General features: G+C 57.2%; 22 protein-coding genes and 1 tRNA gene. 5 read left to right on the top strand and 18 right to left on the bottom strand.

Going from position 1 to position 25,921, the window contains the following annotated elements; translation table 11 throughout:
- Positions 1-432 precede the first annotated feature (432 nt).
- Complete coding sequence (locus BUB60_RS08230) at positions 433-1,407, top strand: uroporphyrinogen decarboxylase family protein (protein WP_073077596.1); 975 nt, start codon at positions 433-435, stop codon at positions 1,405-1,407.
- Positions 1,408-1,591: 184 nt separating this feature from the next.
- Positions 1,592-2,941 carry an MFS transporter gene (locus BUB60_RS08225; protein ID WP_073077594.1) on the top strand — a complete coding sequence of 450 codons (1,350 nt, stop codon included), beginning with the start codon at positions 1,592-1,594 and terminating at the stop codon, positions 2,939-2,941.
- 88 nt (positions 2,942-3,029) lie between these two features.
- On the opposite strand, the gene BUB60_RS08220 is transcribed toward BUB60_RS08225, so the two are convergent.
- From BUB60_RS08220 to BUB60_RS08180, 11 genes are all read right to left on the bottom strand, one after another.
- Positions 3,030-3,335 carry a hypothetical protein gene (locus BUB60_RS08220; protein ID WP_073077592.1) on the bottom strand — a complete coding sequence of 102 codons (306 nt, stop codon included), beginning with the start codon at positions 3,333-3,335 and terminating at the stop codon, positions 3,030-3,032.
- 145 nt (positions 3,336-3,480) lie between these two features.
- Positions 3,481-3,657: a ribbon-helix-helix domain-containing protein gene (locus tag BUB60_RS20400; RefSeq protein ID WP_200796617.1), complete on the bottom strand. Its 177-nt coding sequence runs from the start codon at positions 3,655-3,657 to the stop codon at positions 3,481-3,483.
- A 396-nt stretch (positions 3,658-4,053) separates the two neighbouring features.
- Entirely contained in the window at positions 4,054-4,515 is a 462-nt protein-coding gene (locus tag BUB60_RS08215; RefSeq protein ID WP_073077589.1) for a hypothetical protein, read from the bottom strand.
- A 12-nt stretch (positions 4,516-4,527) separates the two neighbouring features.
- Positions 4,528-4,965: a hypothetical protein gene (locus BUB60_RS19745; protein ID WP_143162298.1), complete on the bottom strand. Its 438-nt coding sequence runs from the start codon at positions 4,963-4,965 to the stop codon at positions 4,528-4,530.
- Between the two features lie 280 nt (positions 4,966-5,245).
- Positions 5,246-5,321: transfer RNA gene (locus BUB60_RS08210), tRNA-Pro, on the bottom strand.
- Between the two features lie 88 nt (positions 5,322-5,409).
- Positions 5,410-6,051 carry an IMPACT family protein gene (locus BUB60_RS08205; RefSeq protein ID WP_073077587.1) on the bottom strand — a complete coding sequence of 214 codons (642 nt, stop codon included), beginning with the start codon at positions 6,049-6,051 and terminating at the stop codon, positions 5,410-5,412.
- Positions 6,052-6,156: 105 nt separating this feature from the next.
- Positions 6,157-7,443, bottom strand: a complete 1,287-nt coding sequence (gene hflX, locus BUB60_RS08200) for a GTPase HflX (RefSeq protein WP_242941171.1) — start codon at positions 7,441-7,443, stop codon at positions 6,157-6,159.
- Positions 7,444-7,708: 265 nt separating this feature from the next.
- Complete coding sequence (locus BUB60_RS08195; RefSeq protein ID WP_073077583.1) at positions 7,709-8,209, bottom strand: flavin reductase family protein; 501 nt, start codon at positions 8,207-8,209, stop codon at positions 7,709-7,711.
- A 96-nt stretch (positions 8,210-8,305) separates the two neighbouring features.
- On the bottom strand, positions 8,306-8,506 hold the full coding sequence (rpmE, locus tag BUB60_RS08190) for a 50S ribosomal protein L31 (protein WP_073077580.1): 201 nt from the start codon (positions 8,504-8,506) through the stop codon (positions 8,306-8,308).
- Between the two features lie 82 nt (positions 8,507-8,588).
- Entirely contained in the window at positions 8,589-12,164 is a 3,576-nt protein-coding gene (gene addA / locus BUB60_RS08185; RefSeq protein WP_073077579.1) for a helicase-exonuclease AddAB subunit AddA, read from the bottom strand.
- Positions 12,161-15,493, bottom strand: a complete 3,333-nt coding sequence (locus tag BUB60_RS08180) for a PD-(D/E)XK nuclease family protein (protein WP_073077577.1) — start codon at positions 15,491-15,493, stop codon at positions 12,161-12,163. Before BUB60_RS08180 ends, addA begins: the two co-directional genes overlap by 4 nt.
- A gap of 253 nt (positions 15,494-15,746) precedes the next feature.
- On the opposite strand from BUB60_RS08180, the gene BUB60_RS08175 reads away from it, so the two are divergent.
- Entirely contained in the window at positions 15,747-16,994 is a 1,248-nt protein-coding gene (locus BUB60_RS08175; protein ID WP_242941170.1) for a polysaccharide deacetylase family protein, read from the top strand.
- A gap of 110 nt (positions 16,995-17,104) precedes the next feature.
- Here BUB60_RS08175 and BUB60_RS08170 read toward each other — a convergent pair whose 3' ends face one another.
- The 7 genes from BUB60_RS08170 to BUB60_RS08140 form a co-directional block, all read right to left on the bottom strand.
- Positions 17,105-17,725 (bottom strand): flavodoxin family protein, encoded by a 621-nt coding sequence (locus BUB60_RS08170; RefSeq protein WP_073077575.1) that lies wholly within the window; start codon positions 17,723-17,725, stop codon positions 17,105-17,107.
- A 7-nt stretch (positions 17,726-17,732) separates the two neighbouring features.
- Positions 17,733-19,289 (bottom strand): ATP-binding cassette domain-containing protein, encoded by a 1,557-nt coding sequence (locus tag BUB60_RS08165; RefSeq protein ID WP_073077573.1) that lies wholly within the window; start codon positions 19,287-19,289, stop codon positions 17,733-17,735.
- A gap of 325 nt (positions 19,290-19,614) precedes the next feature.
- Complete coding sequence (gene spoIIR / locus BUB60_RS08160; RefSeq protein ID WP_073077570.1) at positions 19,615-20,220, bottom strand: stage II sporulation protein R; 606 nt, start codon at positions 20,218-20,220, stop codon at positions 19,615-19,617.
- Positions 20,221-20,299: 79 nt separating this feature from the next.
- Positions 20,300-21,169 carry a 4-(cytidine 5'-diphospho)-2-C-methyl-D-erythritol kinase gene (gene ispE / locus BUB60_RS08155; protein ID WP_073077568.1) on the bottom strand — a complete coding sequence of 290 codons (870 nt, stop codon included), beginning with the start codon at positions 21,167-21,169 and terminating at the stop codon, positions 20,300-20,302.
- Positions 21,166-22,404, bottom strand: a complete 1,239-nt coding sequence (locus BUB60_RS08150; protein ID WP_073077565.1) for a cofactor-independent phosphoglycerate mutase — start codon at positions 22,402-22,404, stop codon at positions 21,166-21,168. The genes ispE and BUB60_RS08150 overlap by 4 nt, the downstream gene beginning before the upstream one ends.
- Before the next feature lie 58 nt (positions 22,405-22,462).
- Positions 22,463-23,626: an aminotransferase class I/II-fold pyridoxal phosphate-dependent enzyme gene (locus BUB60_RS08145; RefSeq protein ID WP_073077650.1), complete on the bottom strand. Its 1,164-nt coding sequence runs from the start codon at positions 23,624-23,626 to the stop codon at positions 22,463-22,465.
- Positions 23,626-24,105, bottom strand: a complete 480-nt coding sequence (locus tag BUB60_RS08140) for an Lrp/AsnC family transcriptional regulator (protein ID WP_073077651.1) — start codon at positions 24,103-24,105, stop codon at positions 23,626-23,628. The genes BUB60_RS08145 and BUB60_RS08140 overlap by 1 nt, the downstream gene beginning before the upstream one ends.
- 297 nt (positions 24,106-24,402) lie before the next feature.
- Between BUB60_RS08140 and BUB60_RS08135 the strand changes: the two genes are divergently transcribed.
- Together BUB60_RS08135 and BUB60_RS08130 are read left to right on the top strand one after the other, a co-directional pair.
- Positions 24,403-24,618, top strand: coding sequence for a DUF378 domain-containing protein (locus BUB60_RS08135; protein WP_073077563.1), 216 nt, complete (start codon positions 24,403-24,405; stop codon positions 24,616-24,618).
- A 138-nt stretch (positions 24,619-24,756) separates the two neighbouring features.
- On the top strand, positions 24,757-25,839 hold the full coding sequence (locus BUB60_RS08130) for an acyltransferase (RefSeq protein WP_073077561.1): 1,083 nt from the start codon (positions 24,757-24,759) through the stop codon (positions 25,837-25,839).
- Positions 25,840-25,921: the final 82 nt, after the last annotated feature.

Here is a 25,921-nt window from a genome sequence, read left to right as displayed (position 1 = left end):
TCGCTCTAATTCTATCCCCATGCGCCCGCTTCATTACAAATCTCCGCTTGAGTTCTTGTCTACTTGACTGTCCAATATGTTTGACAATCCTACACTGTCAAAATTCAGATTTTTGATTATATTTTGAAAATTATTGTTATAATCAATTTTCGAAACAGTGCTCCGTTAAAATAGGCATATGTCAAAATGTCGGATTCCACACTTGAATATCAGCTATTATCGCTTTGTCTATATGCACTATCAACTATAAAATATCCTTAATTTTGTTTTTTACTATGAAAATCTATAACTGGATTGACTATTTTAAAATTGATTTTATAATAAATAATATAATTTCACAAAGACCGGTGACACTCAGCAGCCGGATATTTGTCCGTTTTATTTTTAAATTTTTATGAAAAAGCAAACCGAAAATGAGGGGAAGCTTGGAATATGATCAGTCCGAAAGAAAACATGCTGAAGCTATACAAACACGAAATGCCGGAGTACCTGCCTCAATTCGGCATCGGTATTCAAGCCATATCGCCAATCAATGGGATACGCGAAAGGCCGCTCAACAATAGAGCGGGAAAAGACTGGTTCGGTGTTAACTGGCTTTGGCTGGAAGGCGACCCCGCGCCTGTACCGGATTCGCATCCCCTGCTCGAAGATATATGCGATTGGGAAACAGCAGTGCATTTCCCCGATCTTGATTCATGGAACTGGGCGGATGCCCCAAAAATCGACCGTCTTGATAAATTCGACCGGGAAAACAATCTCTTCTATTTCGTAAACCATAACGGCCCGTTTGAAAGAATGCACGCATTACTGGGTTTTGAAAATTCCTTAATGGCCTTGTTGACAGAACCCGAAGAGGTCGGCAGGTTTCTGAGTGCAATGGTCGAGTATAAATGCAGGCTCATTGAAAAAATCGCGAAATACTACAGGCCGGATATCCTTGCCTTTCACGACGATTACGGCACGCAGCGGGCGATGTTCTTTTCCCCCGGCTTATGGAGGGAGCTGTTTAAAGAAAGGCTGCGAAAAATTATTGATTGCGCCCATGAAAATGGATTGATTTTTGAGTTCCATTGCTGTGGTTTTATTGAGGATATTATTCCGGATATGTGCGAAATCGGCGTGGACGCCCTTCAGATCATGCCGATTAACGATATTCCGAAAATGAAAAAAATCACAGCGGGCAAGGTTGTTTACGACGTTTACATAGACATGCAGAAATACGAGGTTTTGGACAGCGTCGGGAAACTGACGGAGGACATTCTGCGACAGGGCATCAGGGAAGAAATAATGAAAATGGCGGAAGGCGGATGCTATCTACCTAATATTATGATTTTCAATGATAAGTGGCTTCCGATCATTCATGACGAAATCAATGCATGCCGGAAAATACTTTATCAGAACAAGTAGCCCGACATGATGCTTTGCACAGTGCTCGAAGCAATACCCCGGAAATTTGTGTAAGAATCGAGGTGGTCCGTTCGCGGAATTCGTTCCGGCTATCAGTTTAAGTTGAAGGACGTGAGATGGGAGTTATTGAAGAGATTCATAAAACCGCGTCGTTTTCCTGAAATACTACTATGAGGAGGAAAAAATGAACACGAGTTCCCGAACTAAAGTAGCCTGGCGGCTTGAAAGACTGCCGTCTTCATCCTACTTCATCTTTCTTGGTTTCATGATCGTCGGCACATATTTCCTTGAATCGGTGGATAATGGGGCAATCGGCTATTTTCTTCCATACTTCACAAAGGAGTTCGGTTTAAATTCCGCGCAGTCGGGCCTGTTGGGCTCGGTCAGCAGCCTGGGCGTCATAGCCGGCGCCATCATCGCGTTAATTTTCTGTGACAGGATCGGCCGCAAGAAAATTATCGTTGTCTCCATGTTTGTCTGGGGAATTTTCGGGGTCATAATGGCAGCCGCCGGATCGCTGACGGTTTTGATCATTGCCCGTATCGGTATCGGACTCGGCCTGGGCGCTCAGATTCCAGCCGCCACCACATTACTGAGCGAGAGCATCCCCGCAAAAAAACGCGCGGCTTATATAACGGTTTTTATGTCCTGCACACCGCTCGGCTTGGCTGCCGCCGGTTTGCTGAGTTATTTCCTGATACCTTCGATAGGCTGGCGCGGCGTTGCCGTCATCGAGTCGATATTGTCTCTGACGGTTTTCATCCTGATAAAATATTTGCCCGAATCTGCCTTGTGGCTGGAAAGCAGAGGGCGCTTTGAGGAAGCCGACGCCGTTATAACAAAAATAGAGAGCAGGGTCGCAAAGGCGACCGGTAAAGAGCTGCCGCCCATTCAGGTATTGAGCGAAGAAGAAAAGCCCGCTGCCAACAGGACGAAAATCCCGCTTGTCGAGCTTTTCAGCAAGAAATATGTCAGAAGCACAATAATGGTAACGCTTTGGTGGCCGGCCGCCATGTTTGTCTCTATCGGCCTTTCAACCTGGTTCAGCTCCCTGATGGTCGCGAAAGGATTTACGATTATCAAGTCGATCGGGTATACGTCCGTCATGTATTTGGGCGGTTTGCTGGGGATACCGGTCGTCCAGTTCCTGCTGAAGAGATTGGGCCGCAAGTGGACAACGGTGGTCATGCCGATCATTATCGGGGTCTTTGCCTTCTGTTACGGCAAGTCGGGCAATCTGGGCCTGATGATCGTATTAGGCATCCTATATAATTGTTTTGTCTACGGTTCGGCCATGACCAACAACGTCTATACGCCGGAATTATATCCCACCCGCATCCGCGGGACCGCCTTAAGCTATGGCTCAATCTTCGGCCGAACGGGCGCCTTTTTAGGCCCGACCATCATCGGCATGATCGTACAAAGCTACGGGGCGCCGAACGTCTTCCCCTTCGTTGCCGCTGTATGCGTATTTTACGGTATTTGGGTCGCCCTCCTGGGCAAAGAAACCGGCGAGTGCATCTTTACGGAATAAATTGCTGCCTACCTCCCCTACCGCTTTTCTCCCTATACAAGGTGCCGCAGATTCTCCCTCTGCGGCACCTTGATTTATATACCTTTGCCTATAGGCCAACGGTACCCAACGGCTGGTCCGCCCCCTGATCGATGAGAATTTCAAGAAACGAGGACAGCAGATTGCCCTGCGTTATCAGCTCGAAATGCGGGCCCGCCTCGCCGCGATCGATTCGGAACGCCTGTAAAACCGCCATCTTGCAATGTCTCTCCGGCTGAAGCTTTACGGCGTATTCCCTGTCGTTGACGGTCACGCACATAGTGTAGCTCGCATCCAAAGGCTCGGCATGGGCGTTGTGCCTCAAATAGTTGTGAAAACATTCATATTGCTCCTGCTTCAGCTGCCGTATAATCATAAAACGCTTTCCTTTCACTCATGTTGTCCGACATTGCTTGAAAGGTCTTGCGGCGCATGCTATAATATTTACGCTGCATTTGCCCCCGGGCATCTGTCGGTGTGGGAAGTGGCGTGTTGCTTTGTGGAGTGTGCGCCGCTTCCTTTTATTTTTTGAGGTCATCCTTTAACTTTTTAATCCCGCGCCTTACCGCTTCCATTTTTGAAACACTTTCCTGCTCGCTGTAATTGTCGATAATTTCTTTACACTCATCATCGAACTTGACAGTCATTTGGTGCGGCTTAGGATTATCCGTTGGACGACCCATTTTTTTCGTCCCCAAATCATCACCTCACTTTGGAACTCCTAAAGTATAACACTTAAGAAGTTCCAAAGTCAAGGGTATTATACAGTTGCTGTAATGAAAGTTAAAGATACATCCTCTTAATGATTCGATATGCCGTATCTCTCGTAATAATCAAAGCTCGCTGGCGTGGGCTTTGAGGGTGACTACCGATATTCCGTCGAACGGCCACGGTCAAGGCCCGACCAGTCCGCAGACTGGCCGTCTCGTGGTATGGCAAAAAGCTCATTTCATTTAATCTCTTTTCCAGAATCATTGAGTATAAACCGCCCCGAGTATCCAGCACGACGTGACACTAAAAACCCGGGCCGAAGCCCGGGTTTTTACAATGTGACGTGGTATTGTCAATCCTGTGGAAAAGAATTGGACGCATTATTACTTACTTACCTGTTCAATTTTCTCCGCCATTGTAATACCGTTTGCTTTTTCTTCAGTAGTCAATGTTATACCACCACCGTATGCTAACACAAATTGACCAACTACAGTTTTCCCGTCCGCCTCGTATACTGGAACAGTTACGCTAGGATTATTTTTTTCATAAGCAAGCGCTTCTTCAGGACTTTTAAAGTCTGGTCCCTTTAAATCTTTGGCATAGGCATACCCTTTTGTACCGTCTGCGCATACTACTGCTACCAGATCAGGCTCTTTGCCTACAAAATCGGCAGTGAGAGCAGACCCATAAGTTTGACCGTTGCTATTCACTTGATAATACTTAGGAATACTAGGAGAAACGGCCGAAACCTTTGGAGTATTATTAATAAACATAATACCAATTATCATTCCAGCGATTATTGTAAACACGAAAATTGTCACATTGAAAAATTTTGTCTTAGTCATCTTAATACCTCCTTACGCGACCAAATGCGGACTAGGTTTAGTATCATATCCCGTATACGTCGTGCCAGTCCAACCTTCAGTTCTTCCTTGACTAAAATATTCGCCTGAACCAGTATAATTTCCAGTATTTATTGCAGTGCTAGTGGCAGGTACACTATTAGTGGCAGTACGTTGAGAATACTGATAACCACTTGCATCAAAAAGCTTAGCTGTTACTCTCATATATCCAGCTGACACGTTTGAGGTTGTGTCCATTTCTGCCCAAGCATCAGCAGCTGCCGGTGGCGAACTAGCAAAAATGGTAGCATAGTTAGAATACCAAATGCCATTGATCGCTATAGGGAAAGAGTAAACATCACTAATGGCATAAGCGGCAGATGCCGAAATAATAGTTAGGGATAAAACTAATCCCAGGATAAGGAACATTAATGGTTTTTTGATAATTTTCATTAAAAATACCTCCTCATGTGACTATTATGCAAGATAGATAATGACGATCACCCCACAGTGATTAAGCCAAGCAGATAACGTTATTTGCAGGTTAACTATATCATAAACAGCAAGAGAAAATCAACTATATATTAACTGTAATTAAAAAATATGTCATAATATACATAATATGTAATTATATAAGGCACAAGACTACCGACATAAATCGACAGTCTTGTGCTGGTCGGAGTTGTTGCAAATAACAGAAAAGGCCGTCGACATAAATCGACGGCCTTTTCCCTGGTCCGAGTGACAAGACTTGAACTTGCGGCCTCTTGACCCCCAGTCAAGCGCGCTACCAACTGCGCCACACCCGGATTTGGACGCTCAATGATGATACCACAAATGTGCCGGCAATGCAATATCTTATTTGAAAAATATCGGCTTTGCCGTCGATGGGCGGCGTCACCCGATGCGGACGGCCGCATCGCGGCTCCCGGTGATCTGCCCCAGGACGGCGCCGGAGGTCATATCGGCAAGGCGGGCGGCGAAGCGAGGGGCTTCTTCCTCCCGGAAGAGCGCGGTGACGGTGACGTCGGCAGCGTAGGCGGCGCTGTCGACGGTGCCGCCGAAGCTCTCTATCTCGTTTTTGATGCGCTCGAAGAGATGATACGGGCAGACGAGCTCCATGACGGCAAAGCGGCGCAGCTCCGCGATACCGGCCGCGTCCAGCGCCAGCTTGGCCGTTGCCGCGTACGCGCGTGTCAAGCCGCCGGCGCCCAGCAGGACGCCGCCGAAATAGCGCGTGACGACGCAGAGAAAATTATCGACGCCGCCCCGGCGGAACACCTCCAGCATGGGCTGCCCGGCCGTCCCCTGGGGCTCGCCGTCGTCGGCGTAGCGCACGGCGGCGACAGGCCCGTCGCCGCTGCCGCGGAGCGCGTAGCACCAGCAGTTGTGCCGCGCGTCATAATACTTTGCCTTTGTCTCGGCGATGCGCGCCCTGGCCTCCTCTTCCGTTTCGACCGGCCAGACCCGGCCGATAAAGCGCGAGCGCTTTTCGACGAGCTCCGCTTCCCCGTACCCGGACGGCACAAGATACTCCATTGTTATCCCCCCTGCCCTTCGCTCATGTCGGTTTGTCCAGTGTATAAAATTTGCCGCTCCAAGTCAATACGGGCTTGAAGCGGCTTGGTTTCATGCGCGGGGCTCTCAGGCGTCCTCGGTGACGACAAAGTCCCGGAGGCGGCCGTACGTGTCGGGGTTTAGAACGGCCTCGATCTCGATACCGCTCTCCAGATAATCCGTCCGCAGGACGGACGCCTCCTTGTGCAGCGTCTCGACGACGCCGCCCTTGTCGTAAGGGAGGCGGAGCGTGACCTTCCTCTTCGTCTTCTGGAGAATCTGCTCGATCTTTTCAAGCAGATCGTCAAGGCCACGGCCCGTTTTGGCGGAAAGCTCGACGATGTCGTCCCCGCGCGGGTGCGTGACGGACAGGTCCAGGTCGCACTTGTTGAACGCCTCCAGCCGGGGCGTCTCCTCCGCGCCCAGCTCCAGGATGAGCTCATCCACGACCTCCGCCTGCTGTATCCACAGCGGATTCGAGGCGTCGATAATGTGGACGATGAGATCGGCGTATCTGAGCTCCTCCAGCGTGGCCTTGAACGCGTCCACCAGGAGGTGTGGCAGCTTGCGGATAAAGCCGACCGTGTCGGAGACGAGGACGGTGAGCGTGTCGCTGATCTTCAGCTGGCGCGTGGTGGTGTCCAGGGTGTCGAAAAGGCGGTCCAGCGCCGGGATGCCGGCGTCGGTGAGCTTATTCAGGAGCGTGGACTTGCCGGCGTTGGTGTAGCCGACGAGGGCCACCACTGGGACGCCGTTTTTCTCACGCTTGCGCCGCTGGGTGGAGCGGATCTTGCGGACCTCCTCCAGCTCCTCCTCCAGCTTGGAGATTTTCCGGCGGATGTGCCGCCGGTCCGTTTCCAGCTGCGTTTCGCCGGGGCCGCGGGTACCGATGGGGGCCGAGGTGCCCGCCTGGCGCTCCAGGTGGGTCCACATGCCGGTGAGCCGCGGCAGAAGGTATTTATACTGCGCCAGCTCCACCTGCAGCCGCCCTTCCCGCGTGCGGGCGCGCTGGGCAAAGATGTCCAGGATGAGGCCGGAACGGTCCAGCACGCGGACGCCCAGGTCCTCTTCCAGAGCGCGGGCCTGCGACGGCGACAGCTCGTTGTCGAAGACGACGAGCGTGCAGCTCTCCGCCTGGACCAGCGCCTTCACCTCCTGCACCTTGCCCTCGCCGATAAACGTCCTTGGGTCAGGCGTCTGTTTTTTCTGGAGAATACGCCCCATGGAGACGCCGCCCGCCGTTTCCAGCAAAGCCTCCAGCTCGTCCAGGCTCTCGTCCGTCGTGCGCTCCCTGAACTCCATGCTGTCGGCGGATAATCCCGCCAGCACGGCTTTTTCCAAGTCTTTATTTGTTGTGTTGTCTATAAATTTCACCTGTTTCTTAAGCTGTATCGTATAAAGCTGATTTTGCATCCGCGCGAAAGCGGCGCGGCGCAAAGCACTCCTTCAGGCAGACTAAAGGGGGTCCGGGGCGCAGCCCCCGAATCGGGGCCTGGGGCGGAGCCCCATCAAGGGGTCATAGGGGGCGCAGCCCTGTGAGCGCCAGCGAGATTTATGCCGAGGCGGAATTCATTTCCGCCGGCAGATTAAATTAAAAGGGGCCCCCCGCGCGGCCTGCCGCGTGGGGAAATTGGGCGGGCTATTTGGATAATACCTCGACGATCTCCCCCACATACATGCGGTGATAATCCCCGTTTTCATACGTGCCGGCAATCTCGGGCACGAGGAATTTCTCCGGGTCAAAGTCCTGAAAATAGATTTTCCTGCAGACGAGCACCAGCTCCGCTTCCTCGAAATAGACGGCGCCGCTGTCGGCATAGCACGGCGTCAGGCCCGTCTCCTTGACCTTGTCGATATCCCTGCCGCTCTTGGAGCCGCAGAGAAACAGCGCGTCCCTGTATTTTTCGCCGAAGAAGCTGAGCGTATAATACTGCCCTTCATCCATGAACTTGCGGGTATACCGCTGCGGCCGGACATAGCAGTGCGTCACAGGCTTCTGCCAAAGGACGCCCGCGCCGCCCCAGCTGGCGGTCATCGTATTGAAACCAGATTTGTCGCCGCCGGTGACCAGCATCCACTTGTCGCCGATCAGATCGAAGATGTTTCCCTGAATGTCCTTTGCCCCGATTTTTTTAAACATGTGCACAGCCTCCTGTTACATTTCATATGCGTTCATTATATCGCATGAGGACAAAAAAATATACCCGCACGTAAAGTGCGGGCAACTTTCTTTTGGTTATCTCAGGCCGAACTTCTTGTTGAACTTGTCAACGCGTCCGCTGGTGTCAATCAGCTTCTGCTTGCCTGTATAAAAAGGGTGACACTTCGAGCAGATTTCCACTTTGATATCCTTCTTTGTGCTTCCCGTCTCAATAACCTCGCCGCAAGCGCACTTAATCGTCGTCTGCTGATAGTTGGGATGAATCCCTTCCTTCATCATGTTCACCTCTTTCGTATTATGATGCGCAGGAAGAATAATAGCATAGATCACACGAAATTGCAACATCTATTTACATCTTTTATTCAACCTCGGCCACAGCGTCGAGCGCGAAGAAATAAATGAGCCTGCTCCGCACCGGGAGACCGACGATGCGCTCCATGGCGCGGGCGTAGGCGGTCAGCTGCGGCGCGTAGAGCCTTGTTTTCTCCGCGACCGTCTCCGGCGTGACGTGGTCCGTCTTGAAGTCGATGACGTGGAGCGCGCCGCCCTCCTCAAAGCAGCAGTCGACGACGCCCTGAAACAGGAGCTCGTCGTCTCCCCCGTCCGCAAAATACGCGTCAGCCCGGACAAGGAGCGAAAACTTGAACTCCCTGTAAAGCCTGTCGGCGCCCATGACGCGCTTTCCCAGCGGCGAGTCAAAGAACGCCAGAAGCTTCGCCGGGTCGACGGCGTCGGCCTGTTTGGCGCTCAGGTAGCTCTTCTCCCGGAGCCGCCGCAGCTCCTCCCTGACGCTTTCCAGATCGCCGCACTTATCATAGTCGATAAACTGCATGGCCAGATGGAGCGCCGTCCCGCGCTCGGAGGGCGTCAGCGCCGTGCGCCGGGTGATAAAGGCCGGGCGCTCGGCGGGCGGGCGGTGCCTGGCCGCTTCATGGAGCTGCGCCGCCTCCTCCGCCGCCTCAAAGTCGGCAAAGCGGCCCTTCAGGCCCGTCGCGGTCAGCTTGGAGGGGATTTCCGCGGCTTTTATGTACGGATACTGGTAATCCAGGTTCCGCCGCAGCGCCGCCACGTCCTCGGCCCGCGCCGCGATATGCGGCTCGGCGGGTAGCGCCTTCCGCCGCCGCGCCGCCGGGGCCTCCGTTATGACGATTTTTCTGATATCCCAGGGCGCGCCGCAGTCTGTGGACAGCGGCACGGGCGCAAGGCGCAGGCATTCGGCCTCCGGACGCGTCAGCGCCGGGAGCAGGACAAGGCTTGCCATGCCGGCCGCGTTTTCCAGCACCTGCGGCGCCACGGGCGCCACGGCGTCCTTGGACAGCTTTAAAAGCTCCTTGTCGGCGTCGGCAAAGGTGGAGACGACGACGAGCTTTTCCCGGGCGCGGGTCATGGCCACGTACAGGACGCGCAGCTCCTCCGACAGCATCTCCTGATTGAGCTTCCGCGCTACGGCCATCCGGGCCAGCGTCGGATATTCGATCCGCCGCATAAGATCGGTCCGCTTCGCGCCGACGCCCAGCGCCGCGTGGATGAGAAGCGGCGCCGCCGCGTCTTTTTTATTGAATCGCTTCGTCGTGTCCGCCAGAAAGACGACGGGGAATTCCAGCCCCTTGGACTTATGGATGCTCATGATCTTCACGGCGTCCCCGGACGGCGTTTCGCTGCTTCCAAAGGGCTCCTCGCCCTTTTCCATCAGCTTGCGCACCAGCGTCATGAAGCCGAAAAGCCCCTTGTAGCCGCCTGCCTCACACCGGACCGCCAGCTCCACCAGGCGCATCAGGTTGCTACGGCGCCCGCCGCCGCCCCGGAGGGCGCCCATGACGGCCAGCATGTCCGTCTTGTTGAAGACGTGCCAGATAAACCGGTCGGCCGGCATGTCGGGCGCGATGAGCCGGAAGGACGCCAGCGCGTCGAGGAATGCCCGGCACTTGTCGTTCGTCTCCGCCGCCTTGACCAGCGCGCCGTAAAAGTCGGCGCTTTTGTCGGCGGCGCGGATCACGGCCAGCTCGTCGGGCGTGAAGCCGTAGACGGGGCTGCGCAAAACGGCGATCAGCGGGATATCCTGCATGGGATTGTCGATGACGCCCAGGAGCGAGAGCGTGACGGAGACCTCCAGCGACGCAAAGAAGCCCTCGCCGCCCGGCAGCGCCGCCGGGATGTCCCGATCCGCCAGCGCTTTTTCGTATAAGGCGGCCTTGTCCTTCACCGAGCGCAGCAGGATGGCGAAGTCCCCGCAGGCCACGGGCCGCGTCCCGCCCTTCCCGTCCGGCACCGGCGTGCCGCTTTGGAGCATTTCCGCGATCCTGGCGGCGATAAAATCGGCCTCTACCGCCGTCTTCTCGGGGCTCTCCTCGTCCTCTTCCGTCTCGATGCCGCGCATGTCCAGCACATCGAGCTCCACGGCCGGCTCCGGCGATTCCCCGTCCGTCCTGCCGGGGTAGAGGAACTCCCGTTCCGTATAGGCCATTTCGCCGAAGTCCTCGGACATGACGTTTTTAAACACGTGGTTGACCGCCTCGAGGACGCCCGCCCTGGAGCGGAAATTCGTCGACAGCAGGACGCGCCGCCCCTCCCCCGGCTCGGCTTCCTCCGCGTCCTTATAGCTTTTGTATTTTGCGAGAAAGATGGTCGGGTCGGCCAGACGGAACCTGTAGATCGACTGCTTCACGTCGCCGACCATGAAGATGTTCTCCCCGCCGCGCGACACGGCGTTGAAGATGAGTTCCTGGACGCGGCTCACGTCCTGATACTCGTCCACCATGATCTCCCGGTAGCGCCGGGAGACGGCCAGCGCCGTTTCCGTGGGAGCGCCGGTCTCAAAGTCGGTCAAAACCCGCGCCGCCAGATGCTCCAGGTCGGAGAAATCCACGAGGCCGCGCTTCTTTTTGGCCTCCGCGTATGCCTTATCAAATTCCAGCACCAGCTTCAAAAGCTCGGTTACCGCCGGGCGCACCGCCGCCATGTCCTCCAAAAGGCCCTCGGAAGCGCACTCGAAGACGGCGGCGAGCTTTTTGAGCGCGTCCCTGCACTTGGTGCGGATTTCCTTGAGGTCTTCGTAGCCCTTGACGTTTTTGGCCCGCGGGAAGTCCACATTGGCGCACCCCCTGGCCTCGTCCCAGGTGCGGGACAGGGCCGAGGCGAAAAGCTCCAGCCCGTCCAGCGTGGCGCCGATGCTGTCCCCGTACGCTTTTTCAAAGTCGGGATGCGCGGTCGTTTCCGAGCGCAGCCGACGCATGACGCCGCGCCAGTAGAGGGCCTTTTTCCGCGCGTCGTCCATGAGAAAGCGGCCCCACACCGTTTCCGAGGCGTCGCGCAGCGCGCCGGTGTCCAGTGCTTCGAGCTGTTCCTCCGCCCATTTCTGGGGGGCGGCGTGGCTTTGCAGCTTGGCGTACGTCTCCAGGACGATTTCCTTCAGCCTTTTGTCGTCCCGGCCGGCCGACATGGTATCCACCAGCAGCGCAAAGCCGGGCGTCTCCGCGACGGTCTCGTACCGCCGGTCCAGAAGGTCCTCCAGAACCTTGTCCTTCATGATCGCCGCCTCGCTCTCGTCGGCCACGCGGAAATCGGGGGTGAGGCCGGCCAGGTGGGCGTTTTCCCGCAGGATATCGGTGCAAAAGCCGTGGATGGTGCCGATGGAAGCCTCGTAAACGAGGGCGGCCTGCCGGCGCAGGTGCCTGTTGTCCGGCTCCAGCGCGAGCTTTTCGGAAAGCTCGTCCAGAATCCTCGACCGCAGCTCGCTGGCCGCGGCGCGGGTATAGGTGATGATCAGGAAATCGGTGACGTCGCAGCTGTCCTCCCGGCCTGAAACGTACCGCAAAAGGCGCTCGACGAGCACCCGCGTCTTGCCGGAGCCGGCCGCGGCCGATACCAGGAGCGCGCCGCCCCGGGTCTCGATCGCCGCCAGCTGCCGGGGCGTGAATTCAGAAATTCCGCTCATTCTTCCGCCTCCCCCATGATCCTGTGCCAGGCCTCGTCCGTTTTGACCTTTTTCAGGTAGCGCCGCCTGTCTCCGTCGGCCTCGCTGAAATGGCAGGCCTGGGCAAAGTCGCAGAACAGGCAGGCGTTGTCGTTTTGGTTTTTAAAATATGGCTCGGCCTGGATGGCGCCTTTACGCACGTTCCCGGCGATCTCCAGGAGCATTGTGTCGATGTGCTTTGACAGCCTGCCCATCTGTTCGAGCCCCGCGAGGCTCTCGCCGGAAAGCCCGTCCTTCGTGCGCTTTACCGGCAGGTATTTCTTGTCCGGACCGTGCTCCATGGCCTCGATGACGTCGTCGTCACCTAGAATCAGGCCGCTGCGCCGGAGCTTTTTGGCGCGGGCGTCGGCAATCTCCTCATCGCAGGCGTCGCGGGAGGCCTGGATGAGCTCCTCCCGCGCCGGGGCGTACAGGACGCCGGCGGGAACGATCTCCCCGCCGTAGCGCGCCGCGCCGTTTTTATGCAGGGAGAACAGATAGATCAGCATTTGCATGTTCATGCCGTATAAAACGTCGGACAGACTGAAGGATTTTTTACCCGTCTTGTAGTCGACGATGCGGAGATAGAGCCTGCCGTTATGCTCCCAGCCGTCGACCCGGTCCACGAAGCCCTTGATCTTCACGTCCATCCCGCCGCCCGCGAGCACATAGGGCGGCAGCTCGGCCGTGTCGGAAAAGCCCAGCTCGAAGTCCAGCGGCCTGAAGCCCGAATTTTTCAGTTCCCGCACCATGTCCAAAACAATGAACGACGCGTCCTTGACGAGCCTGTTGAAGAGATATTTGAACCGGCTGGACTTGTCCTTGAAATTGTCCAGCACCTGGGTCACGTATTTTTCGACGTAGATTGACGTGAGCTCCAGGCACTCCGCGTCGGTGACGCCGTCGAACCCGGCGCCGTCCCGTATCTCCCGGGTGACGTTTTCCAGGAGGTAATGCATGAACGTGCCCGCCGTGGGCGCGTCAAAGCCATACGGCTTGCGGGGGCGCGCGTTCAGCCCGTACTGCAGGAAATACAAAAAGCGGCAGGCGTAGAACTTATCGATCCTGGACGCCGACATCACAAGGTTTTGCCCGTATAACGCCGATGCCCGCCCCGTCGACAGCCGCCCCCGGTCCAGCCGCTTGGCGCCGGCGATCCTGTCAAGCTTCCCGGCAGTCTCCGGCTGCTCTTTAAAATATTCCGCCGCGGCCGCGGCGACGCCGTCCGCGCCGCTCCGGTGGGACGCGGCCAGCTCAAAGGCCGGAAGGCGCGCGCTTTGCCGGAAGGCGCAGGCGTCGTCGGTCTGCTCCTCCAGGGAAAACATGGCCCTCAGCCGCCGCACCACAAAGGACGGGCGCTTTTCCCCCCCGCCCGCGCCGGACCTGGGATAGGTGACGACAAGCCTGTCCGACGGAATGGTGAGCGCGGCGTAAATGAGGCTCAGCGCACGGTACAGCCGCTCCTCCGCGGAGCCCGGGAGCGTCAGGCCGAGACTCAGGATATCCCGGCGCTCGCCGTCGGACAGCAGCCCGTCGCCGCCCCCGGCGGCCGGCAGCGCGTCGTCGCTGGCGCCGATGACGATGAGACACTTGCTCCCGCGCCGGCGGATGCGGGTCATATCCCCCAGGCCGGCCCTGTCCAGCGAGATCGGGATGGAGCCCAGATCGTATTGGGAAATGAGCAGCTTCCACAGCCGCAGGAATTCGGCGGTGCTCCCACCGGCATCGCCGAGAATCTCGTAAAACTGTTCCATCGCGCGGATGAGCACGTCCCAGAGCTGGGCATAGGTGTCGCTCAGCTGGAGCTCGCCCTTTTCCAGAAACGCCGCGGATTTTTCCGCGATGCGCTCGGGCAGGCCAAGCTTTTCCAGGAAATAATAGACCGCCCGGATTTTTTCGCCGTATGTTGAAGCGGACTTCAGCGCCCTCTGGAGTCCCCGCAGCGGCAGCATGACGGCGCGGCGAAGCGCGTTGATCCGCTGAAGCCGCGCCGCGTCGCCGCCGCTCTGGTCCTCATAGCCCGAGGGCGGAAGAGTCCAGTCCTCGTCCCGCGCCCAGATACCGCCCTTCAGATTCCACTTCAGGACGTAATTTTCCAGCGCGTCGACATCGTCCGGCACAAGGCCGGTGAGCCCTGTTTTCAGGTAGGCGAAAACGGCCTCGTATTCCCAGCCGCCGGTGACGATCTCCAGGGCGTATTCCACGAGGGCCACCGGCGGCATGGCGCGGATGTCCTCTTTATTGCCGACAAAAACGTCGACGCCGTATTTTTCAAAAATGTTTTCGGCCAGCGCGCCGTATTGGCCCCAGTCGCAGACAGCCACGGCGATATCCCGGAGCCTGTAGCCCTCCCGGAGCAGCGCCAGCACCTTTGCCGCCGCGTATTCGCACTCCAGGTCGGGCGTAAGGGCGCGGAATATCTCGACGGCGCTGCTGTCGCCCTCAAACTTTTCCGAGTCATATAAAAACAGGTTCTTTTCCAGGAAAAGAAGCGCGTCTGCCTTGCCGCCGGTTTCGACGCCCGGCGTGACGAGCTCCGCGCCGACGCCGAGAGTGGACGCCATCCGCAAAAGCTTGAGCGCCGTTTTTCGCGCCGGCTCAAATATCTCCTCGCGCTCAACGAGCCCGTCGCACGTCAGGCAGACGGTCATCCCGGCGTCCTTTTTCATGAGCTCCTCGATGACCCGCAGCTCCTGCGCCGTAAAGTCCGTAAAGCCGTCAAACCAGAGATGGCCGCCGTCAAACACAGCCGAATCCTTGATGGCGCCGGCCAGGCGGCCGAGCCGGCCGTCCGGGTCCGCCATGTCGCCCGTAAAGCAGGCGTCGTAGGCGGCCGTGATGAGCTGAAGGTCCAGGAGCTTTTCCCTTAGAGGGCTTTCCGCCGCGGCCGCGGCCTTCTCCAGGTCGTCGGGCGTAACACAGGCGCTTTTGAATTCCTTTGAAACGGCGACGAGCCGCTCCAGGAAATCGGCCGTCTGTTCGTTTTTCCCGTACATCCGCAGCCGGCCCGACAGATTGGACACGGCGCGGCTCATCAGAAGAATCCGGCCGCCGTCGTCCAGCATTTTCGCGCCCAGACCGCCCGTCTCGGCGAAAACGCGGCTGCACAGCCTCGAAAAACTCAGGACCTCGCCGCGCAGACTCAGCGTGTCGCCGCAGATTTTGAGAAGCTGCCGCTCGGCGTCGTGGGAATACTGTTCGGGAACGATAAAATAAAGATGCTGCCGGCCCTTTTCCATCTCCGACCTGAACATGTCCATGGCGTATGTCGTTTTGCCGGAACCGGCGCGTCCCAGGACGAGCTTGAGCATATGGCACCCTCCCGCTATCGCTTTGATATGTTCCCATTATAGCAAATTTCAAGCCGTCTTTGGCCGGCAAATCGGACAATTTTTCCGGTGCGGGCCGGGAACTCGATATTTTATGGCATTTTAACCCAAAATTAATACAAATTCTGTCGAACTTGATACTTTTTTAATCAAATTGTAACGTATTTGGGGGCCACGGCGTGTATAATGTCACCATAAGAACAGCGTATCTTTTAGAGGATTGGGAGTATATATCTTGACTTGTCTGAAACGTCTTTTGCCGGCGCTGATCGTACTGGCGCTGCTGGCCGGAATCTCGGGCTGCGGCATCAAGCTTCAGTATCAGGGCGAGCCCGGCGGCGCAGCTTCGCCCAGTGCCGGCGCAGGCGTCTCAACGCCGCCCAGCGCGGATGCGTCCGCATCGCCGGAGGATGACGGCGGTGCGTCTCCGTCGCCGTCCGTACCGCCGTCGCCGGAGAATCTCGTCCCGTACAACGGCGTCGTCGAGCACCTCTTCTTTCACCCCGTCGTCGCTTATCCTGAGCTGGCCTTTGACGGCGACAGCCAGCAAAAGGGCATCGACGAATACATGGTGACCGTCAGCGAATACGACAAGATGCTGCAGAGCATGTATGACAAAAATTACGTCATCGTCGACTGGAACGACGTCTGGTCCGAACAGACCGACGTTGCAGGCAACGGCCGCATGGTGAAAAACACTCTGATGATCCCGGCGGGCAAAAAGCCGCTCATTCTCTCCTACGACGACGTCTGCTACTACGACTATATGCGTCAAAACGGCTTTACGTACAAGCTCGTCATCAAAGACGGCGCGCTTTGGAGCTACGGCCTTGACCCCAAGGGCAGCGCCGTCTATTCCCAGGACCTGGACGCCATCACGATCCTGGACAAATTCGTCAAACAGCACCCCGACTTTTCTCTGAACGGCGCCAAGGGCTGCTTATGCCTGACCGGATACCAGGGGATTCTCGGTTATCGCACGATGACGGACGTGAACAATAAGACCCCCCAGGCCGAGGCGGCGCGGCAGAAGGAGATCGAGGCCGTGAAGCCGATCATCGCCATGCTCAGGGCGACCGGCTGGTACTTCGGCTCCCACTCCTGGGGCCACATCAACCTGTCAACGGTGAGCCTTGCCGCCGTGCAGCGCGACACGGAGCGCTGGTTTGACGAGGTCGGCTCCCTGATCGGCCCGACGAAGCTGATGATCTATCCCTTCGGCGCGCGGCCGGACGGCGGCGACGTCACCAAGACCGGGCCGATCTTCAAATACCTGCAGAGCAAGGGCTTCCGGGTTTTTGCCTCCGTGGGCATCGACGCCTTCTCCAAGATCAAGCCCGATATCGACGCCGTCATCAACGACAGGATGCACGCCGACGGAGACACCCTCCGCGGCCAGCGCGACAGATACCTCAAGTTCTACGACGCAAAGCTCGTCTTCGACACCGCCCGCCCCAACTACGGCGTCAGCTGGGACAAATAGATAGAAAATACCGCCCGGTCTACGCAGACAGGACGGTATTTTTATTGATGTCGACAGGCGCGGCGGGAGCAAGCCCCTACCCTACAGTGCTGCTATGTATAGCGTACCCATCACAGCCCGTCGGGGAAGCTGGTGGACGCATGGGGCTCGTCGAGGGGGATCGGGCCGCCGCCGGCCTGGATGGATTTGAGGAGCCAGGCCATATTGGTGCCGAGGCGCCGCATGATCTGCATGCCCTCCAGGTCCTTTTTCACGTCCTCCGGCGTAAAGCCGTGCACGCCGTTCCAATATTGGGAGGAGACGACGGGCATCTGGGTGATGGTAAAATACTTGTTGATCCGGTCAAACGCGGTGGCGTTGCCGCCCCGCCGGCAGCTGACGACGGCGGCGCCCGGCTTGTATTGCAGCTTATCGCCCGACGAATAGAAGAGCCTGTCGAGCAGGGCGCTCAGCGCGCCGTTGATGCCCGAGTAGTACACCGGAGAGCCGATGACGATGCCGTCGGCCTCGGCGCAGCGGGCCGCCATCTCGTTAAGTATGTCGTCGTCAAAAACGCACCGGTCGAGCTCGCTGCACTTTTGGCAGGCGGTGCAGCCGTGGACCGGCTTGGTGCCGATCTGGAATATCTCCGTGTCGACGCCGTTTTTCTCGAGCGCGCCGGCGACTTCCTTCAAGGCCGTGTAGGTGCAGCCTTCCCTGTGGGGGCTGCCGTTGATAAGGAGAACCTTCATTTATAGATCATTCCTTTCGGTTTATTACAAGCTTGTCGGCGTTCTCCAGCCCGTTTTCCGTGAGCCGGTATACCTTTGCGGAGACCTCGTCGATATACTTTCTGTCGTGGGAGACGCTGATGATCGCGCCGCGGTAGGATTTGAGCACGTCGCGGATGACGGGGTTCGACATGGGGCTGAAGTTTCGGGTCGGCTCGTCCAGCACCAGGACATTGCAGCCGTCCAGGATCATTTTGACGAACATCAGCTTTGCCTTTTGCCCGCCGGAAAGCTCGCCCACCGTGTGCTCCATCTCGTCGGACGTGTATTTCATGCTGCCTAAGTAAGAGCGGATCTTTGTCCGTTCCGCCTTTTCGCCCGTGTGGTTCAAAAACTCAACGGGCGTTACCGACAGGTCCAGCAGCTCCTCGTAATTTTGCGGCATGTAGCCGCATTTAATATCCCGCCGCGCCAGCAGCTCCTCAGCCAGGAGGCGCAGAAGCGTCGTTTTGCCGGCACCGTTTTTGCCGATGATGCAGATCTTTTCCGGTCCGGTGACGTTCAGGCGGATATCCTTTGACAATACCCTTCCCTCGACTGTGAGCGTATCAAGGTGAAAATCCAGGATAGTCTTGCCGTTGGGCACCGAGGCGCTGTCCTCAAACCTCATGAGGATGGCTTCCTCCACATCCGGCAGCTGCGTCATCTCCGAGCTTTCGCGCTCGATGCGCTTTTCCAGGGATTTGACGGCCTTCATCTTCTTTTTGAGAAGCTGCCCGCCGTGAGGGTCGCCGCGGGAAATCGTCTCCTGGCGGTGCTCCACCGTCTGCTGGATACGCTGGAACCGCTCCAGCTTATCGTCCAGCGCGCGTTTTTCCTCCCGGGCCATCTGCTCCTGATGGGTAAGCCTGTTCAGGCGCGTCTCGACGTATTCTCTGTAAGGCAGCTTTGCCACGGTGTAGCGGGGCATCGTCTTCCGGCGGACCTGCTCGATGTGGATGATGACGTTGGCCGTCTTTTCAATGAGCGTCTCGTCGTGGGACACGAAAAGCACGGGCAGGGCGCATGTTTTAATAAAATTCTCGAGCCATTCCAGCGTCTCAATGTCGATGTCGTTGGACGGTTCGTCCAGCAGCAGGACGTCCGGCTGCTCTATGAGCAGCCGCGCCAGCTGGAGCTTGACGCGCTCGCCGCCCGAAAGCGCGCCGACGCGCTGGTCGGCGTAGAATAAATCCTTGCTGAGCCCGAGGCGGCCGGCGATGGACGAGAGCTCCTTTGGCGTCTGGTCATAGAAGTCCGGCACCGCGCTGAAATAATCGCAGACGGCCAGCGCCTTCTCCCCGTCGCTCAGCTCCTGGGCCAGATAGCCCAGGCGTGTGCCGTGCTTTACAATTTCACCGGTGTGCTCGGCATAGCCGTCCACAAGCCCGGGGTCGCAGATCAGCTTTAACAGCGTCGATTTCCCGTTCCCCTCCTCGCCGATGATCACGGCCTTGTCGCCGTCGTTCAGCGTGAAGGAAAAGTCCGAAAGGATCGTCCGCAGGTCTTTTTTCAGCGATATGGTGAGGTTTTTTATTTGCAGCATTTTTTTCTCCGTGTTCTGAAGCTTATCGTCACCTATGATACAACAAATTGCCGCGCAGAGCAACAGCGCCGTAGCGGCAAAAGACTCCCCGCCTGACGGCCCGGAATGACGTTGTCATCCCGGGGGGCTATTGCCCCGGAGAATCCTTTTGATGCTGTTATCTCATCGACGATGCTATGTCATTACCGCCCATTTATGTCATTCCCTCGAAGGCGGGAATCCAGGCCCCCGTACAGGAGAACGTGGATTCCCGCCTTCGCGGGAATGACAACATTTTGGAAACAGCCTTACTGCAATGACAATATCTTTGAAGCGGACCGCGCCGCTATATCTTCAGAAAGGCTTTCAGCTTGTCGAGCAGCTCGATCGACTTGAATTTCAGCACATATTCCGGTTTGTCCTTTGTGATCAGCTTGACCTGATCGTCGGTGAGAATCTTCAGTGTCTGGGCGTCGCTGGTGGCCGCCGTGGTGCAGAGCGGCGGGAAGATGACGCACCACCAGTTGTGTCCGGCGCCGGCGCCGATCACCACGCGGAGCGAGGTATACTTTCCCGCCGGCAGCGAGAACGTGTCGTACTCCCGCGTCGGGAATTCCTCCACGGCGATTTTCCCGGTCACGTTGTAATCGTAGCCCTCCGACGTCACGACCTGCTTTGAGTCGGCGACGATCTCATCCATATGGGCGTTGATCAGCCCCACGGCCTCGTCCCGGTCGGTAACGCCGTTCAGCAGGACAGTGATGTCGCTGAGAATTTTGTCGCGGACCTTGAGCTTGAGCGCCTGGTCGGCGTCGGAATCGGAGTTGGCCACCACATGCAGCCGGATGAGCTTTTCGGACAGATTGTCCTGATCCTTCGACAGGGCGGCGCCGCACAGAAATGTCACGGCGAGCGCGAACATGAGCGCCAGCTCCCATTTTTTCAATTTCATAAGTAAAACCCCCACGATAATTTATGTATCCTACACAAATTATCGCCGGGGTTTCTGTATCCTATACCAATTTTTGGAATTATATTGAAATTCTGCTTGAAATCTCTGTTAAATAGCACTCACTGTACTGCGCTTTCAGCGCCTCGAAGGCGTCTCCGGCGGATTTATCATCCTGAAAAAGCCCGAAGACGGCGGAGCCCGTCCCCGTCATGGCGGCGCCCAGCGCGCCGTGGTCTCCGAGGGCATCCTTGATCTCGCCGATAGGGCCGGTGCCCTTTGGCAGCACGTCTTCAAAGACGTTGTACATCCGGCGGGCCACACCTGCCAAGCTCCGCTTGTTCAGCGCCTCGACGAGGCCGTCTGTATCGGGGCGCAGATGGATCTTGTCGCAGACGATGCGTGAAAACAGCTCCGGCGTCGAGATGGCAAACGCCGGCTTGCAGATGACGATCCGGCAGTCCGGCAGCGGGGGCAGGTCGGTGAGCTTCTCCCCGCGCCCCTCGGCCAGGGCCGTGCCGCCGGCAACACAAAAGGGCACGTCAGAGCCGATCTTCGCGGCCAGCTGCTCCAGCGTTTCACGGCCGAGCTTCGCCTCAAACAGCGCGTTCAGCGCGCGCAGGACGGCGGCGCCGTCGGTGCTGCCGCCGCCGAGGCCGGCGCAGACGGGAATACTCTTTTTGATGTCGATATCGGTCCTCCAGCCGGTAATGCCCGTGTGGCTGAAGAATACGGACGCGGCGCGGGCGGCGATGTTCCGCTCGTCGCCGGGGAGGTATTTCAGGTCGGTGGTCACACCGATTCCCTCTCCGGGCGTACATGTCACGGTAAGCTCGTCGTGCAGCGCGACGCTTTGCATGACCATGCGCATGCTGTGATAGCCGTTTTCCATACGCGCCACAATGTCGATGGACAGGTTGATTTTCGCAAATGCTTTTTCCTTAATGATCATTTCTCTGTCTGCTCAAACAGCATCCCCATCAGTTTTATGCCGGCGTCGACAAACGTCCCGGCCTCGCCGTCCGGCTCGGAATAAGTATGTCCCGATTTCATGTCCTTCCGGCTGTCGTACAGGAGAAACGGCACCGGATCGCCGTCATGCCCGCGGGTGGACGTGAGCGTTTTATGGTCGGACAGGACCAGGAGCCTGTAGCTGAAGTCGGCCGCTTCGAGCTTTTTGATCAGCGGCGCGACCACGCGGCTGTCGATCCACTCGATGGCCTGGAGCTTCCCCTTGAGGTCGCCGTTATGGGTGCACTCGTCCGGCGCCTCTATATGGACGGCGGCAAAGTCATGGGTTTTCAGGGCGTCCAGCGCGGCGTCCACCTTGCCCTCGTAATTCGTCTCCAGTTCGCCGGTGGCGCCCTCCACAGTGATCACATCCAGGCCCGCCAGCGCGGCGATGCCGTGACAGAGCGGCACCGCGGAGACGACGGCGCCCGTTTTCCCATAGGACGCGTAAAACTGCGGCAGGGCCACAGCCGTCCCTTCGGCCCAGAACCAGACGCCGTTGGCCGGCAGCTTCCCGGCGGCCCGCCGGGCCTCGTTGATCGGGTGGTGCTTTAATATCTCGTGGGCTTCGATCATCAGCTCCTTGAGAACGGCGGCGTTGCCGCAGCCGGCCGGCAGCAGCGGCCCGATCGTCTCGCCCAGATGATCGTGGGGCGGCCTCAGGACGATTCCCTTGATGTCGGCCCCCTTCTGCACGGCGATATGCCGGAACGACAGCGCCGGATACACGGTCATCCCCGCCTCCTGCGCCAGCTTCTTGAACCGGGGATGGTCAAAGAGACCTTTGATAAGCCGCGCGGATTCCGCCCCCTCGATGGAGCCGGCGGAGTGAGAGAGTATCTTTTTCTCCTCGAAAGGCGCGCCTGTGTCCTCGTATGTGACCATGTTGCAGCGGTACGCCACGTCGCCGGGCGACAGCCTGACGCCGCCGGCGGCGGCCTCCAGCGGCGCGCGCCCCGTATAGCAGACGCGCGGGTCACAGCCGAAGATAGATAAAATCGCGGTGTCGCTCCCGGCCGGCAGTCCTTCCGGGACGTTCAGCACACTGCCGACGACGCCCCGCGCCGCCAGCGCGTCCAGCGCCGGAATCCCGGCAAACTCCAACGGCGTTTTTCCGCCCAGCTCCGGTACGGAGTTGTCCGCCATACCGTCGCCGATGACCAGCAAATACTTCATCTCACATGCACCTCTCTTTAAATCCTGTTATTTTGTTTTTTTAAAGTCCGGCATCTGATTAAATCTTTTTTAAAAACCGCCCCAGCCGGTCCAGCGCCTCGGAGATATTGCCGATGGACGAGGCGTAGCACATGCGGACAAAGCCCTCGCCGCTGGCGCCGAACGCGCTGCCGGGAATGACGGCCACCTTTTCCTCCAGGAGAAATCTTTCGCAGAATTCCTCGGAGGTCAGGCCGGTATTCCGAATACACGGGAACATGTAAAACGCGCCCTTCGGCTCGAAGCAGGAAAGCTCCAGCGACCGGAACCTGTCCAGCAGGAACCGCCGCCTGTAGTCGTAATCGCGGCGCATGGTCTCAACGTCGTTGTCGCCCTCGCTTATGGCCTCGATCGCCGCGTACTGGCTCGTGGTCGGCGCGGACATGATGGCGTACTGGTGGATCTTCAGCATCTGCACGATGACCTGGGAGGGCCCGCAGACATATCCCATGCGCCAGCCGGTCATCGCGTGGCTTTTGGAAAAGCCGTTGACAACGACCGTGCGCTCGTACATATCGGGTATATTCGCCATGGAGACGTGGCGCTGGCCGTATGTAAGCTCGGCGTAAATTTCATCGGACAGCACCATGATGTCCGTGCCGCGCAGCACCTCCGCCAGAGCCTCCAGATCGGGCTTTTCCAGAATACCGCCGGTGGGATTGTTCGGGTACGGCAGCACGAGGAGCTTCGTTTTCGGTGTGATGGCCGCCCTGAGTTCCTCCGCCGTCAGGCGGAATTCGTTCTCCACCTTTGTCTCGACGTAGACCGCCTTGCCGCAGGCCAGCTCCGTGATGGGCCCGTAGCAGACAAAGGACGGGACCGGGATAATGACCTCGTCGCAGGGATTGACGAGCGCGCGCACGGTCAGGTCGATGGCCTCGCTCCCGCCGACGGTGACGATGATCTGGTCTTTAAAATTATACTCAAGATTGAAACGGCGTTTCAGGTACGCGGAGATTTCCTTGCGAAGGCGGGACAAGCCGGCGTTGCCCGTATATTTCGTAAAGCCCTTTTCCAGAGAATAAATGCCGGCGTCGCGGATGTGCCATGGCGTGACAAAATCCGGCTCGCCGATGCCTAAGGAAATAGCGTCGTCCATCTCCTCGAGAATATCGAAAAACTTGCGGATGCCGGAGGGCTTCAGCCCCTTGACATTGTCGCTGAGTAAATTTTTGTACTCCATCATATGAAAAGCATCCTCTCTTCCTGCTCGGGCGCGACGGTGAAAACGCAGCCTTTCTCTTTGTATTTCTTGAGAATAAAGTGCGTTGCCGTGGCTGTGACGCCTTCGATAGGCGCAAGGCGGGCAAAGACGAACTGCGCCACGTCCTTCATGGACTTTGCCGTGATGTAAACGGCCAGATCAAAGGCGCCCGACATCAGATACAGGCTGTCGACCTCTTCGTACTGGTAAATGCGCTCGGCGATCCTGTCGAAGCCCTCGCCCCTCTGTGGCGCGATCTTGACCTCGATGAGGGCCGTGACTGCTTCCTCGGCGGCCTTGTCCCAATCCACAAGCGCCGTATATCTTAAAATGACGCCGTCGGCTTCCGCCTTGGCGATGGCTGCCGCCACGGCCGCCGCGTCCATCCCCAGCATGGCTGCGATCTGCGGGGCCGTCAGCCGGCTGTCTTTTTCCAGAAGCTTCAGAATTTCGTTCATTGCAATACCCCCATTTTCAATATAAATCCCGGCATCGGATATTTTTGAAACCATACCAAAGCCGGCTTACGGCAATGGTATGGTCATGAGCTCTTTATCGCTTTAGTCTGGCTGAATACATTACCTGTATTGAGGTATTATACATTGATTTGCGCGCTGAATCAAACAATAATTTTTGAAATTGCCAAAGGCGCCGGCTACAAATGCGCCGGCCGATTTTCTGTGAAATGGCCCTCGTGCATATAATAGAGTCCGCCCGGTTATATTATGCATGTAACAAAAAAGGAGGAAACGGCTATGATTATGGATAGAATCGCGCTTGTCCTTGCAATCATCGGCGGTCTCAACTGGGGTTCTGTCGGATTGTTCAAATTCGATTTCGTGGCATATCTGTTCGGCGGTCAACTGTCTTCTGTCAGCAGAGTCATATATACCCTCGTCGGTCTTTCGGCTATTTGGCTGATTTCACTGTTATTCAGACACCGCGAAGAAGAACGCGAAGATCGCGTATAAAGATATCCAGAGGAAGACACTCCTCTGGATACATACTAAAACCTAATTCCGGCTGTTCCGCTCTGGACGCCGGAATTTGCTTTTTTTTGCTTTTTGTGCATAATTAGACCATACGCCAATCATTATGGGAGGTCTCGTATGGTACGCACCGTCAAGCGGCTGCCGGAAATCGCGGCGTTGAACGTCATGCTCTGCCTGCTTGTGGTCTTCATCCACGTCACGTCGGTGCCCGTCACCGGCTACGACAAGAGCAGCCTGCAGTTTGCCGCGGTATTTTTCCCGTGGCGTTTTTCCGGCTTCGTCGTCCCCGGTTTTATTTTTTTGAGCGGACTACGGATGTTTTTGAAAGGCGGCAATATCGATTACGGAAAATTCTATTTAAGCCGCCTGAAAAGAATCGTCCTTCCCTACATAGCTTGGAATGTGATCTATTACCTCTATTTCATCCTGAATGGCTACGTCCCTTTCTCGCTGCCGGCGCTGGGGCTTCATCTCTTCCGGGGCGATCTTGTCGGTCCGTTTTATTTCATTGTCGTGATCGTCCAGCTTTACGCGCTGGCTCCCTTGTGGTCTCTGCTCGTCAGAAAGGCGAATGTTCCGGCCGCGCTCCTTATCGCGGCGGCGCTCACCTTTTTTCTCGGACAGCACCTGCCGGGACTCCTTGCCCGCATATTCCCCGGCGCGGCGTTCCAATATAACGACAGGGTGCTGACGACGTACCTGTTTTACTGGGTCGCCGGCTGTTTTGCCGGGGCAAATTACGAAAGGGCCAAGGCGTGGCTGCTCGAACAGAAAAAGCTCGTTTTTATCGCCTTCGCGCTGGTGGGGCTGGCCGAAGAAATTTTCAGCTATATCTCCTTCTCCGGCCTCCGCTATATCGGCTGGCTGGAGAGCCTCCACTTTTTCTACTGCGTTACCGCCGTTTTCTTTTTCTTCACGGTCCTTACATACCGCTACCGGAATAAAGACCTGACAAGCCGGCTCGCCGCAGGGATAGACGGCGCGGCCTATCCGATCTTCCTCGCCCACTGCCTGGTGCTCTTTGTCGTGAACGACGTTATGGCGCGGGCCGGCGTGGGCAGCATCACCCTGGCCTACGCGATCCGGATCGCGGCGGTCTACACGGTCACGCTGGGCCTCTGCATTTTGTGGGAAAACGCCGCAGCGGGCATCAGGCGGCGGCGCGCCGCGAACCGGGAAAAACCGGCGCTGCGCGTTTGACGGCCGAAACGCTATGGACGGCAGGATAAAGGGCGATCACAGATCGCCCCTACGGTACGCGTCACGCGGGCGATCTTTGATC

The sequence above is a fragment of the Sporobacter termitidis DSM 10068 genome, from assembly GCF_900130065.1.
In the GTDB taxonomy this organism is placed as follows: domain Bacteria; phylum Bacillota; class Clostridia; order Oscillospirales; family Oscillospiraceae; genus Sporobacter; species Sporobacter termitidis.
Note: the sequence above shows the minus strand (reverse complement) of the source record. Positions and strands in the feature narration are given on the sequence as shown.